Genomic DNA, 14,245 nt, shown 5'->3' on the forward strand with positions numbered 1-14,245 from the left:
TACTCCTGTTTATGTGTCAGCTTCTGGTGTTTGGGAGACGGCCGGCGCGCAGCGTCGAGCGGATTTCGTAGCGGTCGCCGCGCATGACGGAGACGGTGAACTCGAACGGGCCGCGCTCGTCGATGGTGATGCGCTCGACGACGAAGGCGGGACTGCCCGCGGATAGGCCGAGCAGCTCAGCGTCCGCCGCGCTGACGGCACCGACGCGATAGTTCTCGCGCGCCTCGACCGGCACGATGCCGTACTGGCGCTCCAGCGCCTCGTAGAGCGAGCCCTTGAGCAGGCCGGCATCGAGGAATCCAGGCACGCGTTCGGCTGCCAGTTGCGCCGTCTGGATGCCGATCGGCTCGTTGTTGCCGAGTCTCAGCCGCCTGATCCGTACCACCGGGTCGCCCTCCTCGATCTCCAGCGCGCCGGCGGCGGCCGCATTGGCCGTCGTCAGGCTGCAGTCGAGCAGTCGCGAGCCTGCCACCACGCCGATATTGCCCATCTCCTGGGTGAAGGAGGTGAGTTCGCGCGTGCCGGCGACCAGCGTGGTCGAGCGCACGAAAGTACCCCGGCCGTGCTCGCGCCTGAGCAGCCCGCTTTCCTCCAGGTTGCGCAGCGCATGGCGCAGCGTGATGCGGCTGACGCCGAACAGGGCGCAGAGCCGGTCCTCGGCCGGAATCTGGTCGCCGGTTGCCCATTCGCCGCTCTTGACGATGGCACGGATCGCCTCCTCGACCTGATACCAAAGCGGCTCCGGCCGCCTGCGGTCCGGCTGCTGAAAGCTTGCTTCGCTCATCGGATCTGCCTCCACCCGCTTCCCGCCTGCCCCGCGAGCGCAGCACCGACCAGGCCGGCGCGGGAGCCGAATAGTCCAGGCTTGAGTTCGATGCCGCGCAGATGCGGCGGCAATTGACGCCGAAGCGCCGCAAGCAATGGCGGCGCAATCACATCCAGCGCATCCGCCAGGCCGCCGGAGATCAGGATGACGCCTGGATCGAGCAATCCGACGGCGCCGGCGAGCGCCGTGCCGAGCTGGCGCGCCGGCACCTCGAGCAGGGTCTGCGCGGCAAGCTGGCCTGCCTTGGCGGCTGCGATCAGCTGGCGGCTGTCGGCCAGTCCGATCTGTCCGGCAAGGGCGTCCAGCGCACGGCCGGATGCGACACGTTCCAGCCAGCCGCTGCGATCCTCGCCATGGTCCTTGATGTCGGCGCTGGCCCAGCCGAAGGAGCAGGCGCCGCCATGCGCGCCGGCGACGATGCGGCCATTGGCCAGCACCGCCGAACCGATGCCGGTGCCGATCGCAAGCAGGATCGCGTCGGAAACGCTTTTGGCCGCGCCCTCAGCCGCTTCTGCGAGCAGCGCGATCTGCGCATCGTTGCCGACCGCGACGCCGATGTCCGGAAACAGCGCCGCGATGTCGACGCCGTCGAGCCAGGGCAGGTTCGGGATCCAGCGGCAGACGGAGCCTTCGACCAGACCCGGCACCGCAAGCCCGAGCGTTTTGGCTTCGCCTGCGGCCGCAAGCGCGTGGACGCGGGCGACGAAAGCGTCGAGGTCTTCCGGCGCCGGCTCGCGGCTCTGCTGCACAAGCGCAGCGATATCGCCCGTATGGACGGCGGCGCGCAGATTGGTGCCGCCGAGATCGATGGCCAGAACCCGCGTCATGTCTCGCGCCCCCGATCGGCGGGCGGCGCGAACAGCCCGCTGCCGGCATTCCAGGAGTGCGAGGCCGCCGCAAAGGCCTGCGCATGGCGGGTGCCGCGCAGGCAACCGCGCAGCCTATAGAGCGCGCTGTAATAGTCGACATAGGGAAAGCTGCTTAAGCCCCGCGCCAGCTCATACTCCATCACCGCCTCGTGCCAGGCGTCGAAACCGGCACTGACGTCGACGAGATGCTCGGGGCGAAAGCCTTCGTCGTCCTCCCAGTTCTCGCCGAAAAGCAGCAGTTGCGGCGTATGCGCGGGATGAGCGCGCTTCAGCGTCGGCAGCGCGGCAAAGAAGATGCCGTTCTGGGTGAGGTGCGCCGCCGCGCGGTGGTCCTTGTGCCAGCTGCCATGCCAGTGCGTGATGACGACCTCCGGCTGCACCTCGCGGATGACGTCGCAGACCTGCAAGGCGGTCGCGTTGTCGTTGGGCAGGAACGCGTCGCGCAGCTTCATGTTGCGCATCGCCACACCCAGCCGCGCCGCCGCCTTCGCCGCCTCGTCCTCCTTTTGCGAGGAATAGTGGTCCGGGATCAGGCAGGGATGGCCCTGCTCGCCCATCGACAGATGCAGGAAGGTGACCTCCGCGCCGCCCTTGGCGGCTGCCGCCGCCAGCGGCCCTGCGATGACCTCGGCGTCGAAGGCATGTGCCCCGACGACCAGGATCGAGCGCGCGGCATAGACCTTGTCCTCGATCATTTCATGCCTCCCCCGGCGCCGACGCCCTCGCGAATCTGGCGCGCCAGCAAACAATACATGATCAGGATCGGCGCCATGGAGATCGCCAGCGAAGCGAACACCAGGCCCCAATCGGTGCGGAACTGCCCGACGAACACGCTGATCGCCAACGGCACGGTCTTGTAGCGGTCGTCGAAGATGAAGATCAGCGGGAAGAAGAAATCGTTCCACACTGCGATTGCCGTGAAAATGGCGACGATCGACACCGCCGGCTTCACCATCGGCAGCACGATCTGGAACAGGATGCGCGCCTCGCCGGCGCCGTCCATGCGTGCCGCCTCGTCGAGCTCGGAGGGCAGCACGCGCATGAAATTGGCGAAGATGAAGACGGCGAAGGGAATGCGGATCGCCGAGTAGACGAGGATCAGCCCGGTGAGCGAATCGAGCAGGCCGAGGCTGCGCATCAGCGTGAACAGTTCCACCGAGGCGAGCCGGATCGGCAGCATGATGCCGGAGAGGAAGAGGCCGAGCATGATGCCGTTCCAGCCGAGCCTGTAGCGGCTGAGCGGATAGGCGGCCATCGCCGAGACGACGATGGTGAGGATCACCGCGCCGCCGGTGACGATCAGGCTGTTGATGAAATTCTGGCCGAGATCGGCGCGCGTCCAGGCGCGCACGAAATTGTCGAACGCCCAGCTTTGCGGCAGGCCAAGCCGGTTGTCGTAGATTTCCGCCGTCGTCTTGAAGCAGGAGACGACGAGAATATAGAGCGGCAACAGCACCGCCGCTGTCCAAAGCACCAGGATGGCCCAGCCGGGCAGCCGCGCCAGTCGCTGCGGGATAGCCAATCCTTGCTGGAGGGACAATCTTCGCTGGAGGGATGGCGCGCTCATAGCTCGACCGTCCGCTTGTCGAAGAAGCGCAGCATCAGAAGCGTGCCGAAGCTGAGGACAAGGAACAGCATGGTGCCGAGCGCCAGCGCCAGCCCGATGTCGGTGATGCCGACCGCACCCTCGGCGCCGAAGGCCAGCCGGTAGAAATAGGTCACCAGCGTATCGGTGGAATAGCTCGGATTGCCCTGCACGCCCTGCATCACATAGACGATGTCGAACTGGTTGAAGGTGTTGATGAAGGAGAGCGTCGTCAGAGTGCCGAGCGCCGGCATCAACAGCGGCAGCGCGACGGAATAAAGCATGCGCGCATTGCCGGCGCCGTCGAGTTTCGCCGCCTCGAACACCTGCGGCGAGATCTGCCTGAGGCCCGCCGTGTAGATCAGCACCGGCAGGCCCATCCAGTTCCAGGCGTCGACGGCGATCAGCATGCCAAGCGCGGTGTGGCTGTTGCCGAGCACGGTCAGGCTGCCCTGATGCAGGCCAAGGCCGTTGAGCGCCCATTCGACGATGCCGCCGGGCGCCAGCAGCAGCCGCCACAGCGCACCGACGATGACGGGGCTGAGCACTGCCGGGAAGAAGAACACCGACTGGAAGAAGGCGGCGCCCCTGCCGCGCAGGAAGAGCAGCCAGGCGAACAAAAGGCCGAGACCGTTCTGCAGCACCATGATGCCGAAGAACCACGCGACGTTATGCCAGAGCGCCCCGTAGAGCCGCGCGCCGCTTGGGAACACGAACAGCCGCGAGAAGTTCGCCAGCCCCGCGAACTCCTGCATGCGCAGCCCCTTCCAGGTGAAGAAGCTGCCCCACAGCGACAACAGCAGCGGATAGAGCACGAACAGCCCGTAGACGGCCAAAGCCGGCAGGATGAACAGCACCGCCATGCGCTGCTGCGTGCGCTGGAGGCTGGTCGTGTGGCGAAACTTGGTCATGCGCTGCATTCTATCGAGGTAAAGCGCCGGTCGACCGGGGCATGATGCCGAAAAGTGTGAAGCGGTTTTCGGACGACATCATGCCCCGTCTCTCTGATAAGAGCGTCCGGCGGCACACCTTACTGCTTTGGCTTGAACCATGTGGCGACGGCCGCCTGCATGTCGGCCGCCAGCTTCTCCGGCGCGACATTGCCTTCGACCATGTCGATGATCTCGGATTGCAGCACCGACGACGCGGTCGGCGTCTGCCAGCGGAAGCCGACGAGTGTCAGGTAGGGCGTCGAGTTTTTCGACATCTCCATCATCTTGGCAAGCACCGGGTCCTTGACGGTGACGTCGGTGCGGGCCGGCGGCCAGCCGAGCTCGTCGGCGAAGGCCTGGGCGAATTCGGCCGAGGCCATGTAGTTCAATACCCTGGTCGCTGCTTCCTTGTTCTGGCTTTCCGAGACCAGGCCGTAGGAGCCATCCGAGAAGGCCGAGGTGTAGAGCTTGGTCGAGGCGTCGTCGGCCGGGAACGGGAAGATCGAGAATTTCAGCTTCGGGTTCTGCGACTTGAAGCTGCCGTTCTCGAACGAACCGCCGAAGAACATAGCCGCCTTGCCACCGATGAACTGCTGCGTCGCGGTGGTGTAGTCGATGCCGGCGAAACCGTCGGAATAGTATGGCTTGAGCTCGGCGAAACGCTTCAGCGCCGCGACATAGCGCGGATCCTCGAAACTCGCCTTGCCGCTCATCATCTCGTCATAGAAACCGGAGCCGTAAAGCGTCGGGCCGATAACGCCGACCCCGATCTCTAGCTCCCAGGCCGAACCGTTGGCGCCGCCATTGGCGATCGGCGTGATGCCGGCCGCCTTGAGCTTCTCGCAGGCGGCGACGAAGTCCTTGTAGGTCCTCGGGATCTCGATGCCTTGCGCGGAAAAAATGTCCTCGTCGTAGAAGACGCCCATCATCGGCACCGAATAGGGCACGCCGTAGATCTTGCCGTCGGCGCGGCCGCGCGCGCCGCCAAGGGCTGCGTCCGGCATGTTCTTCAATTCCGCCACGCTGTCGTCGAGCGCGTCGAGATAGCCACCCTCGATGAAAGGCTGCAATTCGCCATAGGCCTTGAGCTGCGCGATGTCGGGCCCGCGGCCGCCACGCAGCGCCGTGCTCAGGCGGTTCTGGTAATCGGCGTCCGGCGTGAACTGGATGTCGACCTTGATATCAGGGTTCTTCTTCTCGAAGGCCTCGAAGATGCGGCGCATGGCGGCCTCGTCCTCGGTGCGCCAGCTCCATAGCGTCACCGTCGAGTCGGCGCGGGCCGGCAGCGTCGTGACGACGCCGGCACAGGCCGCCGCGATACCGCCGATCAGACCGAGCGCGGCGCGCCGATGGATTGAAAACATGCTCATTGCCAGTTCTCCCATTTTTCGGTTTTGAGGCTCGCGCGGCAACAGGCCGAAGGCAGTTGTCTGCTTTTCCGCAAAGTCATTATAACGACATGATGCCATCCGCAAGAGCTATGAAGATGCTGACTGCCGACAGTCGATCGGAAGTCAGACGGGAAGAGATGTCATAATCATCTGAGTTATATGAATAATTTAATGCGATCGGCATTGCCGGGGATTTTTGATCCACAAGCGTAATCAAAACGTTCGCGTGCAAGGGCTTGCGCCTTTGCTCAAACTTGTCATAACGTCGTTTGCTCTCGTACGGCTATGTGGAGGATGCGGATGTCGCTTGCCTGGATTTCGAAGCTCGCTCTCGCCGCGGGGCTCATCGTCCTCCCCGCAACCGGCTGGGCGCAATCGGTTAACATTTCCTATCTGACACATTGGTCGCCGGAGACGGTCGCGCTGCTCGAAGCGGCGGCCAAGGATTTTTCCAAGGCCAATCCGGATGTCGCCATCACCGTTCGCGCCGTTCCCTTCGGCGATCTGCTGACCACGTTGCGGTCGCAAGGCGGCTCCTCCGACGGTCCGACGATCGGCGGCATCTATGATTTGTGGCTGCCGGAACTCGCAAGGGACAAGCTCGTCGCCCCTGCCCCCGAACCGGTGGCTGCCGAGGTGAAAAGCGCCTGGCCGGCCGGCGTCGTCAGCGCCGCGTCGGTCGGCGGCACGCTCTATGGCATCCCGAATGAGATCGACGTCTACGCGCTGAACTACAACAAGGAACTGTTCAAGGAAGCAGGCGTCGCCGCGCCTCCGAAAACATGGGCCGAATTCAAGGAAGCCGCCGCCAAGCTGACCAACAAGGACAAGGGCCAGCAGGGCTTCGGCATGATCAACTCATGGGCGGCGGGCGTGGTCCATCCCTTTGCCTCGCTGCTCGTCTCCAATGGTGGCAACCTGGTCAAGGATGGCAAGCCGGCGCTGGACAGTCCCCAGGCCGGCGAAACCTTCGCGCTCTACGAAGACTTGATAAAGTCCGGCGCGAGCAATCCGGCGATGGCGACGGCCGACGCCAACACCACCGGTCCGTTCCTCGACAATTTCGTGTCCGGCAAGACCGGCATGATCATCATGGCGAACTGGTGGGAAAGCGCGCTGAAGTCCGGCATGGGCGACAAGTTCACTAATGTCGCCACCGCGCCGATCCCGGTGGGTCCGAGCGGCGACAAGCCGCATTCGATCTCCTATTCCTGGATGACCGTCGTCAACGCCAAGGCAGGCGAGTCAGAGCAGAAGGCGGCCTGGGAGTTCCTCGCCTGGCTGAACAGCCCGAAATCGGGCAAGAACGGCGCCTCGGCCATGTCTGATATCCTGATGTCGATGGGCATCCTGCCGTCACGCAACTCCGACATCGAGGCGCACAAGGACAAGCTCGGCTCCGAGTTCCTGTCCGGCTATGTCAGCGTACTTGCCGATGCGCGGCCCTTCCCGGTCGTGCTCGGTGGCCAGGAGTTCTCGGAATCGCTGCAGCAGACGCTCGAGGCGTTGCAGTATGGCCAGGTCTCGGCCAAGGATGCGCAGGCGAACGCTGAGACCGACGCGACCTCGATCCTGGAGCGCGCCGCGAAGTAACGCTGGGAGATCCCAGCGCTTTTCGGGACCGAAGAATGGCGAAAGCTTTTCGTGCCTCGGCGGGCATCATGCTTGCGCCCGCCGCGACGTTGATCGGCGTGTTCGTGCTGCTGCCGATGCTGCTCACCATCTGGCTATCCTTCCAGGACTGGTCGACGCAGACGCCCTTTTCCGACGCGAGCTTTGTCGGGCTTGGCAATTTCCATGAGATTTTTGGCGCAACATCCGTCGGGCGCGATTTCAAGACCGCGCTCCTCAACACGGCGATCTACACAGCGCTCTCGGTCGTTCTCATCCTGCCGCTTTCGGTCGTCTTCGGCCTGCTGGTCTATCAGCGCGAGGTCGTGGGCGGCACGGCGCTGCGCACGGTGCTGTTTTCCACCTACATGGTGCCGATGATCGCTGTGGCGCTCGTCTGGTCGAAACTCTATTCGCCAAGCGAGGGCCCGCTCAACCAGTTGCTCGGCCTGGTCGGCATCGGCCCGCAGCCCTGGCTCTCCTCGCCGCGCTCGGCGCTGGTCTCGATCGTTTTCCTCAATGTCTGGCAGCAGGTCGGCTATTTCACGGTGCTCGCGATCGCCGGACTGACGCAGATCCCCGGCAGCCTCTATGAGGCGGCGACGCTCGACGGCGCCAACCGTCGCGAGCAGTTCCGCTTCATCACGCTGCCCCTGCTTCGCCGCACGCTTTTGTTCAGCGCCGTCATCGCCATCATCAACGCCGTTCAGGTGTTCGAGCCGGTGGCGCTGATCACGCAAGGCGGGCCGGTCGGCTCGACCAATGTGCTCACCTACCATATCCGCCGCGTCGGCATCGAACGCGCGCAAGGCGGGTTGGGCTCGGCCATGGCGGTGATGCTGATGCTGTCGCTGATCGTCTGCGTTTCGGCGCTGTTTGCCTTCGTCAACCACAAGGACAGCGAATGAGCGCGGCAACCCGGTCGCTCGTCCGCAAGCGCCCGTCAGGGCGCAAGGCGCTGGTTGCGACACTGATGCTCCTGGTCGCCGTGGCCTCCGCTTTCCCTCTTGCCTGGATGGTGCTCTCCAGCCTGAAGACGCCAGCCGAGACGATGCAGGTGCCGCCGGTCTGGATCCCGCGCACGCCGACCCTCGATGCCTACGAAAAGGTCGCGGGCGTCATCCATGTCGGCCGCTCGATGTGGAATTCCTTGGTCATCGCCACTATCACCACGGCCGGCATTCTGGTCACCAGCATGATGGCCGGCTACGCCTTCGCCAAATATTCGTTCCCTGGCCGCTCGCTGCTGTTTTCGCTGCTGATCGCCACCATGTTTCTGCCGCCGATCGTGACGCTGATCCCGCTCTACCGCATGGTCGGCTCGCTCGGGCTGAATGCCAGCCTGGCCGGTATCATCGTGCCCAATCTGGCCAACGCCTTCGGCATCTTCCTGATGCGCCAGTTCATCGCCGGCGTGCCTGACGATTTGATCGACGCCGCGCGCATGGACGGCGCCTCCGAGCTGCTCATTCTGTTCAAGATCGTGGCGCCCAGTATCGCTCCCGCGATCGCCGCGTTGGCGCTGTTCGCCTTCGTCTATCACTGGAACAGCTATCTCTGGCCGCTTACCGTGCTGCAGGGCAATGCCGACGCCTATCCGATCGTCATCAGCCTGAGCCGGCTGCTCAGCTACAACCGCGGCGCCATGAACACCGGCCTGGTGATGGCCGGCGCGACGCTCGCCGTGCTGCCGCCGCTGGTCCTGTTCGTCTTCCTGCAGCGCTTCTTCGTCGATTCGATCGTGGGTTCCGCAATCAAGGGCTAGCTCTCGCGGCATTCAGGTACCGGTCGGCAATTCCCCTCAGGCGTAGTAGCACCTGAGCATCTTTGTCGAGCCGCACGCCCCTGCGCCATTGCGACATCCAGGATTGACGGGCATGCCCGCGCACTGCAATGTGCATTAACCAGCTGTTTACCATGCGGCGGCTGAAGATCGGGGGCGATTTGGAACCGTTTTTGGACGCGAACCTCCTGAACTGGGATGATCGGGCCGAGCTGCATGCGACCGACAGAACAGGCAGCTACCGCATCGAGAATGTACTGGCTGGCGGATCCAATCTCTATGAGCTGGAAACGCGCGAGGTCGGTGACATTCTCGGCAAGGACATCGTCCATCTGCAATGTCACATCGGGCTCGACACGATCAGTCTGAGGAACCTCGGCGCGGGCAGCGTGACCGGCCTGGACTTTTCACCAAAAGCAATCGCTGCAGCGCGGGATTTCGCCTCCAAGGCGGGCAGCGACGTTCGCTTTGTGGAAGCGCCGCTGTATGAAGCTGTCGAAGCACTCGACCGGACCTACGACATCGTCTACGTCACCTGGGGATCGGTAAACTGGCTTGACGACGCCTTCCGTTGGGCCCGTGTGGTCGCCGATCTTCTGCGGCCCGGCGGCCGGCTCTATTTGGCCGAGGGCCATCCCTTGATGTTCCAGTGCAATCGCAAGGCTGCGGCGCTCGAGTTGAAGCACGACTGGCGCACGCCACTGACGCGGCCGCTCGTCTGGAACGAGGATCTGACCTACACCGGCGATGAGCGCACCTTGAAGCATCCTCGATATTATGAATGGATCCATCCGATCAGCGACGTGGTGAACGCGCTGATCGCAGCGGGACTATCGCTCGATTTTCTCAACGAGCACGACGCGGTTTCGTGGCAGCACTTTTCCTTCGCAGTGAGGGCCGGCAGGGATATGTACGGCCTGCCCGAAAACGCCCCCAAGATTCCGATGGCCTATTCAATCGGAGCGACCAAGCGCGGCGCCGGGACATATCGGATCATGCCACAGAAGGTCGATAGCCACTAGCTTCGCCATGTACGGGTTCTGGTGCGATTGCGCGCGCAACGGCCCCGAACGGTCGGAAGGCTCAAAAATTTTAAAGATTGTGAAGGCTAATATTAAGTTATTGCGAACTAATATTCCCTTGGTCAGGTTCGCCCGGAGAGCCTGAGAAGCACAGGGAAACTCGCCCTATTGGCTCTTTTCGCCAGCAGGTTCGGCCGCCTGAAGGGGGTCTTTTCACCGGCAAGGATTCCGGCGGCGATCGCGATTGTGGTCATTGCCGTTTGCGCGATGTTCGCGGACCATCAGAATAAAATCGTCTCCGACCAGGCCACCCGCGCGGACGTTCTGGCCAAGGTCAGTGTCATTCGCGCCAAGCTCGAAGGCAACATCAACGGCAACCTTCAGCTGACTCGAGGACTGGTCGCGGCAGTCACGACCGAACCCTACATGGGACAGCAACGTTTTGCTGAGCTTGCCAGCCGGCTGTTCAACGAAGAGTCACAACTTCGCAACATTGCAGGCGCGCCCGACCTGGTCATTTCCTTGATGTACCCAATGGCCGGCAACGAGAAGGCCATCGGGCTTGATTACCGCAAAAACGACCAGCAGCGTGCGGCTGCCCTGCGCGCGCGCGACGAGCGCAAGCCCATTCTCGCCGGTCCGATCGATTTGCAGCAGGGAGGACAGGCCTTCGTCGGTCGATTTCCGGTATTTGTAAAAAGCGCAGGCAACACGGACCGATTCTGGGGCATCGTTTCCGCTGTAGTCGACGTGCAGCGCCTTTACCGGGCGAGCGGTCTTCTCGACAAGGATCTTGGAATTGACGTCGCCCTCACCGGCAGTGACGCCCTTGGCGCGAAGGGACTCCAATTCTTCGGTGACGAACGGGTCGTCAAGAGCAATCCGGTGACGGCAGACGTTCTGGTTCCGTCGGGCTCCTGGCAGATTGCTGCCATTCCCAAGAACGGTTGGCCCACCACTCCCGCCAATGCATGGCTGCTGCGGACGATCATGGCGGCGGCGGCGGCGTTGATCTTGCTTCCTTTCCTGGCGGCAGGCCGCCTCATTGATGAAAGACAGCGAAACTATTGGGAACTGCAACGGCTGTCGCGACGGCTGGAACTTGCTTTGGAGGCGTCGGCCATCGGAGTATGGGAGCACGATCTCGAAACCAACCATCTTGGTTGGGACGATCGCGTCAATGAGATATACGGCAGAGAGGCTGACGGCGGGCCGCGCGGATATACCGACTGGGCCGCAGCCATTCATCCTGCCGATCTGCCTGGCGCGCTTGCGGACTTCGACAAAGCCGTCGCCGGGCGGAGCACATATTCCTCGGAATACCGCGTCGTTCGCCCCAACGGCGAAATTCGTCACGTCCGGTCCAGGGCAATGTTTTACCAGACTGCAAGCAATTCGCCTCGAATGGTCGGCGCGGAGTGGGACGTAACGGCAGACGTTTTGCTGAACAACGATCTGGTTCGTGCAAAACAGCTGACCGAGTCGAAAAATGTGGAACTCGAGTCTGCCAGGGCGCGCATAGAACACATCGCCCTGCACGATTCGCTGACGGATTTGCCCAATAGGCGTTACCTGGACCAGGTGCTGGAGGATTACGCGGCAAAGGCCAGGCTCGACGGCGGTTACGCAGCGCTGCTTCACGTAGATCTGGACCGCTTCAAGCACATCAACGATACGCTCGGCCACGCGGCAGGCGACGCAATGCTGGTGCATGCGTCATCCGTTCTCCAGTCCAACGTCGGCGACCGCGGTTTCGTCGCCCGGATTGGGGGAGATGAATTCATCGTGCTCTGCACGGTGCATGATGATGTCGGCCAGGCAGCCACGCTTGCCGACCGTATTATCGAGCAGATGCGCCGACCCGTGTATTACCACGGTCATCAATGCCGTTTTGGCGTCAGCGTCGGAATAGCAATCGACAATGACAGAGACACCGATGCCAAGCAGTTGCTGGTGAACGCCGATATCGCGCTTTACCGGGCAAAGAGGCGGGGTCGCAATCGGCATGAATTCTTCAGTGGAGAGCTGCAAAGCGAAATCGTCAACACGAAGAGGATTGCCGACGAGATTCTGGCCGGCCTCGAGCGAAACGAATTCATCGTATTCTACCAGCCTCAATTCGACGCGAAGACACTGGAAATTGTGGGCGTTGAAGCACTGGTGCGGTGGAAGCACCCACAGAAGGGTATTCTGGCTCCTGACGTTTTCCTGAAGACCGCCGAAGAACTGAACGTCGTCTCGATGATAGACCAGAAGGTCCTCCAGCAAGCGCTTTTGGATTTCGAGGCGTGGTCTGCCGAGAAGATTGGCATTCCGCGCGTGTCAGTCAACGTCTCGGCGCGGCGCCTTCGCGATGAGGAACTCCTGAAGAGTTTGCGCGACCTCAATATCGGCAAGGGAACTTTTTCATTTGAGCTCGTCGAGTCGATCTTCCTCGACGACAACGACGATCTGGTCACATGGAACGTTGAGCAGATCAAGCAACTCGGCATCGACATCGAAATTGACGATTTTGGCACCGGCTATGCGTCCATTGTCAGTCTGCTCAAACTGCAGCCGCGCCGCCTGAAGATAGATCGCCAATTGGTGGATCCCATCGTGAACTCACCCCAGCAAAGGCAGATCGTCTCCTCGATCATCGAGATTGGCAAATCCTTGGGCATCGAGATCATTGCCGAAGGTGTCGAGACAATGGAGCACGCACGTCTGCTCAGGGGGCTGGGCTGCGACATACTGCAAGGCTATGCATTCGGGCGCGCAATGGATTCCGATAGCCTGAGAAGGTTTGTTCGATCTCGTCGGTTCCGCGTCGCAAGCTAGTCCAATTGAAACTCCGGCATGCATTCTGTCGCGGCAAGGCTTCGCCCCGCGTCAGCCAAACCGCGCCCGAGTCCACGCCCCACCCCCCGCGTTCGACTCCACCGCCGCCGCCACGAATTTCACGCCGCGCGCACCGTCGACCACGTCGGGCACCTGCGCCACGCGCGCTGGATCGACCGCGGCGCCCGAGCGATGCGCGCGGATGATGTCGGCGGCGTCGCGGTAGAAATTGGCGAAGGCCTCGATGTAGCCTTCAGGATGCGCAGCCGGCATGCGCGAGACGCGCCGGGCCTCCGCCGTCGAGCCATGGCCGCCGCGCACCAGCGTGCGCGTTTCCTCGCCATAGGGCGAGAAGCGCAGTTCCTCCGGCCGCGAACCAAACCATTCAAGCCCGGCCTTCTCGCCATAGATGCGCACCGAGAGGTCGTTGTAGTGGCCGGGCGAGGTCTGGCTGGCCAGGATGGTGCCGCGCGCCCCGCCGGTCCAGCGCATCAGCACATGCGCGTTGTCGTCGAGGCGCCGCGCGGGCACGGCGGTGAAGAGGTCGGCGGAAACCGCCTCGGCTTCGAAGCCGGAGATGAAACTCGCCAGGTTGAAGGCATGCACGCCGATATCGGCGAGCACCGCCGACTGGCCGGCGCGCGCCGGGTCGGTGCGCCATTGCGCCTGCTTCTGGCCCTCGGCGTCGATCGGCTTGGTCAGCCAGTCCTGGATATAGGCGCCATGCACCGACACGATGCGGCCGAGCTCGCCCGCCTCGACCATTTCGCGCGCCTGGCGGACCATGGCATAGCCGGTGTTGTTGAGCGTCACGACGAAACGGCGCTTCCTCGCCTTTGTCAGCGCCACCAGCGCTTCAGCCTCGGCAAGCGTCGTCGATAGCGGCTTGTCGCAGATCACGTCGATGCCGGCTTCGAGGAAAGCGGTCGCGATCGGCGCGTGCAGATGGTTGGGCGTGACGATGACAACCGCCTCGATGCCGTCCGGCCGTGCTGCCTCGGCCTTCGCCATGGCATGGTAGTCGGCATAGCTGCGCTCGGGCGCGATCCCGATTTCCGCGGCGGAGGCCGCGGCATTGTCGGGATCCGAGGACAGCGCGCCGGCGACAAGCGCGATCTGGTCGTCGAGCCGCATGGCCAGCCGATGCACGGCGCCGATGAAGGCATTGCGGCCGCCCCCGACCATGCCGACCCGAAGACGTTGACGCGACATACCATCGGCGGTTGCATAGACCATGATTGCGATTATTCTCCCTAAGGTTCGATGTACCGGCCGGCGCGGATGCCTGTCGTGACCGACAGCCATTGTTTTCGAATGATATTTCTATTTTTTGTTTTGTAAAACGATTGTGCCGCGTTAGCTTTTGCACAGGTCCGGCTAGAGCATGATCCCGAAAAGTGGGAACC

The 14,245-nt window shown here is 62.9% G+C and carries 12 protein-coding genes; 5 read left to right on the plus strand and 7 right to left on the minus strand.

The genetic code is table 11. The features are described from left to right. Positions 1 to 16 precede the first annotated feature (16 nt). The 6 genes from AC0L2L_RS04695 to AC0L2L_RS04720 form a co-directional block, all read right to left on the minus strand. Complete coding sequence (locus tag AC0L2L_RS04695) at positions 17 to 784, minus strand: GntR family transcriptional regulator (RefSeq protein WP_473576495.1); 768 nt, start codon at positions 782 to 784, stop codon at positions 17 to 19. Next, positions 781 to 1,653 (minus strand): ROK family protein, encoded by an 873-nt coding sequence (locus AC0L2L_RS04700; RefSeq protein WP_473576496.1) that lies wholly within the window; start codon positions 1,651 to 1,653, stop codon positions 781 to 783. Before AC0L2L_RS04700 ends, AC0L2L_RS04695 begins: the two co-directional genes overlap by 4 nt. Continuing rightward, positions 1,650 to 2,390: a PIG-L deacetylase family protein gene (locus AC0L2L_RS04705; protein ID WP_473576497.1), complete on the minus strand. Its 741-nt coding sequence runs from the start codon at positions 2,388 to 2,390 to the stop codon at positions 1,650 to 1,652. The genes AC0L2L_RS04700 and AC0L2L_RS04705 overlap by 4 nt, the downstream gene beginning before the upstream one ends. Beyond that, complete coding sequence (locus AC0L2L_RS04710) at positions 2,387 to 3,262, minus strand: carbohydrate ABC transporter permease (protein WP_473576498.1); 876 nt, start codon at positions 3,260 to 3,262, stop codon at positions 2,387 to 2,389. Before AC0L2L_RS04710 ends, AC0L2L_RS04705 begins: the two co-directional genes overlap by 4 nt. After that, the gene (locus AC0L2L_RS04715) at positions 3,259 to 4,191 is read right to left on the minus strand and encodes a carbohydrate ABC transporter permease (protein ID WP_473576499.1); all 933 of its coding nucleotides are present in this window, start codon (positions 4,189 to 4,191) and stop codon (positions 3,259 to 3,261) included. The genes AC0L2L_RS04710 and AC0L2L_RS04715 overlap by 4 nt, the downstream gene beginning before the upstream one ends. Before the next feature lie 119 nt (positions 4,192 to 4,310). Then, complete coding sequence (locus tag AC0L2L_RS04720; RefSeq protein WP_473576500.1) at positions 4,311 to 5,582, minus strand: extracellular solute-binding protein; 1,272 nt, start codon at positions 5,580 to 5,582, stop codon at positions 4,311 to 4,313. A gap of 321 nt (positions 5,583 to 5,903) precedes the next feature. Between AC0L2L_RS04720 and AC0L2L_RS04725 the strand changes: the two genes are divergently transcribed. The 5 genes from AC0L2L_RS04725 (at position 5,904) to AC0L2L_RS04745 (ending at position 12,839) form a co-directional block, all read left to right on the plus strand. After that, positions 5,904 to 7,196: an ABC transporter substrate-binding protein gene (locus tag AC0L2L_RS04725; RefSeq protein WP_473576501.1), complete on the plus strand. Its 1,293-nt coding sequence runs from the start codon at positions 5,904 to 5,906 to the stop codon at positions 7,194 to 7,196. Positions 7,197 to 7,231: 35 nt separating this feature from the next. Beyond that, a complete protein-coding gene (locus AC0L2L_RS04730; protein ID WP_473576502.1) occupies positions 7,232 to 8,122 on the plus strand; it encodes a carbohydrate ABC transporter permease in 891 nt (296 codons plus the stop codon). Further along, positions 8,119 to 8,979, plus strand: a complete 861-nt coding sequence (locus AC0L2L_RS04735) for a carbohydrate ABC transporter permease (protein WP_473576503.1) — start codon at positions 8,119 to 8,121, stop codon at positions 8,977 to 8,979. The genes AC0L2L_RS04730 and AC0L2L_RS04735 overlap by 4 nt, the downstream gene beginning before the upstream one ends. Positions 8,980 to 9,131: 152 nt before the next feature. Continuing rightward, on the plus strand, positions 9,132 to 10,019 hold the full coding sequence (locus tag AC0L2L_RS04740; RefSeq protein ID WP_473576504.1) for a class I SAM-dependent methyltransferase: 888 nt from the start codon (positions 9,132 to 9,134) through the stop codon (positions 10,017 to 10,019). 237 nt (positions 10,020 to 10,256) lie between these two features. After that, on the plus strand, positions 10,257 to 12,839 hold the full coding sequence (locus tag AC0L2L_RS04745; RefSeq protein WP_473576652.1) for a bifunctional diguanylate cyclase/phosphodiesterase: 2,583 nt from the start codon (positions 10,257 to 10,259) through the stop codon (positions 12,837 to 12,839). A 51-nt stretch (positions 12,840 to 12,890) separates the two neighbouring features. Here the strand turns inward: AC0L2L_RS04745 and AC0L2L_RS04750 are convergent, their stop codons facing one another. Then, positions 12,891 to 14,075: a Gfo/Idh/MocA family protein gene (locus tag AC0L2L_RS04750; RefSeq protein ID WP_473576506.1), complete on the minus strand. Its 1,185-nt coding sequence runs from the start codon at positions 14,073 to 14,075 to the stop codon at positions 12,891 to 12,893. Positions 14,076 to 14,245 lie beyond the last annotated feature (170 nt).

This window comes from Mesorhizobium sp. WSM4832, from assembly GCF_055811115.1.